General features: G+C 47.1%; 2 protein-coding genes. Both read left to right on the forward strand.

Translation table 11 applies throughout. From position 1 onward, the window contains the following. The first annotated feature begins 61 nt into the window (after positions 1 to 61). Positions 62 to 358, forward strand: a complete 297-nt coding sequence (locus tag PX636_RS17815) for an NAD(P) transhydrogenase subunit alpha part 2 (RefSeq protein ID WP_002733247.1) — start codon at positions 62 to 64, stop codon at positions 356 to 358. Further along, positions 355 to 1,764 (forward strand): NAD(P)(+) transhydrogenase (Re/Si-specific) subunit beta, encoded by a 1,410-nt coding sequence (locus PX636_RS17820; RefSeq protein ID WP_002757688.1) that lies wholly within the window; start codon positions 355 to 357, stop codon positions 1,762 to 1,764. The genes PX636_RS17815 and PX636_RS17820 overlap by 4 nt, the downstream gene beginning before the upstream one ends. The last annotated feature ends 197 nt before the right edge of the window (positions 1,765 to 1,961 follow it).

Genomic DNA, 1,961 nt, shown 5'->3' on the forward strand with positions numbered 1-1,961 from the left:
CACCCCACACCCCACACCCCACACCCCACACCCCACACCCTATCCCCTATTTCTTTAACCAATGACTGCCCAACTTTTAACCGCTTTAGTGGTATTTGTCCTCGCTTCCTTTGTCGGTTTCGAGGTGATCAATAAAGTTCCTCCCACTCTCCATACACCCCTGATGTCGGGAGCGAATGCAATTTCAGGTATCGCCGTTGTTGGTGCGCTCCTCATCGCCGGAGGCACGGATTGGCACGAATTAACCGTAATTTTAGGGTTAATTGCCGTTATTTTGGCGATGGTTAACGTGGTCGGTGGTTTTGTCGTTACCGATCGAATGCTGCAAATGTTCAAGAAAAAAGAGGCTAAATCATGAATAATGCCCTTATCACAGGGATCGAGTTGTCCTATCTACTTGCCGCCATTTTATTTATCATCGGTCTTAAACAATTATCTTCCCCCGCTACTGCCCGTCAAGGCAATTTTCTGGCTGCGATCGGGATGCTAATCGCCATTATTGCCACCTTAATCAATCAAGAAATCCTCAGCTATGGTTTAATCGCCGTGGCGTTGGTGATTGGCTCAATTATCGGCTTGGTTTCGGCGCAAAAAGTCCCGATGACAGCTATGCCCCAAATGGTGGGGATTTTTAACGGTTTAGGCGGTGCTGCCAGTGCTTTAATTGCCATTGGCGAATACTGGCGTTTACTGCAAAGTGGTGAAAATATTGCCTTTGACTCGATACTGATCGCTATTTTGGGTATATTGATCGGCGGTGTCACTTTTACCGGTAGTGTCCTCGCTTTTGCCAAATTACAGGAATTAATCAGTGGCGCGCCCGTAACTTTTCCTTTCCAACAACCCTTTAACATTCTCTTGCTACTCACCTTTTTAGGGGGTAGTGTCTATCTCTTTTTTGATCCCACCTCGATCGATGTTTTCCTGACCTTGGTGGCACTTTCCTTAATTTTCGGGGCTTTATTCGTGCTTCCCATCGGTGGCGGCGATATGCCCGTGGTTATCTCCCTCTTAAACTCTTTTTCGGGACTTGCCGCCAGCGTAGTCGGTTTTATCCTGATGAATAGTATGCTGATCATCGCCGGTGCTTTGGTGGGTGCGTCGGGGATTATCCTGACTCAGATCATGTGTAAAGCCATGAATCGATCGCTGGCTAGTGTACTATTTGGGGCATTTGGTACAGGTGCTAGTGCCGGAGGCGAAGCCAGCGCCACTTCTAGCCTTGATAAATCGGTTCATGCTATTGATTCAGAAGAAGGGGCAATGATGCTCGGTTATGCGCGTTCTGTGGTGATTGTACCCGGTTACGGCATGGCGGTGGCTCAAGCACAACACGCAGTGCGAGAATTGGCTGAACAGTTGGAAAAAAATGGCGTTGAGGTTAAATATGCTATTCACCCCGTAGCGGGAAGAATGCCCGGCCACATGAATGTATTACTGGCCGAAGCTAATGTTCCCTATCCGCAACTCTACGATATGGATGATATTAATCCTGAGTTTGAGCGCGTCGATGTGGCGTTAATTATTGGGGCGAATGATGTGGTTAATCCCGCTGCCCGTCACGATAAGGCTAGTCCGATTTATGGAATGCCAATTCTCGACGTGGATAAGGCACAGCACACGATCGTGATTAAGCGCAGTATGCGATCAGGTTTTGCCGGGGTAGAAAACGAATTATTCTACAATCCCAAAACCTTTATGCTCTTCGGTAGCGCTCAAGATGTGGTAGCACAATTAGTATCACAAGTCAAAGATTTGTCATAATTCTTGACAAATAGGACGGGGTGAAAACCCCGTCTTTTTTTTATCGGATTTTCCAGAGTGTGAATTTAATTTTGTGCAACTAACTAGGGTTTGCTGAAAAAGCTTTTCCTAGGGGCAGGGTGTGGGGTGTGGGGTGTGGGGTGTGGGGTTTTACCGATTTTCAGGTGGTCAATTACCTAATTTTCAGGGAAAAAGTC

Source organism: Microcystis sp. M53598_WE2 (genome assembly GCF_030067735.1).
Lineage (GTDB): Bacteria > Cyanobacteriota > Cyanobacteriia > Cyanobacteriales > Microcystaceae > Microcystis > Microcystis aeruginosa.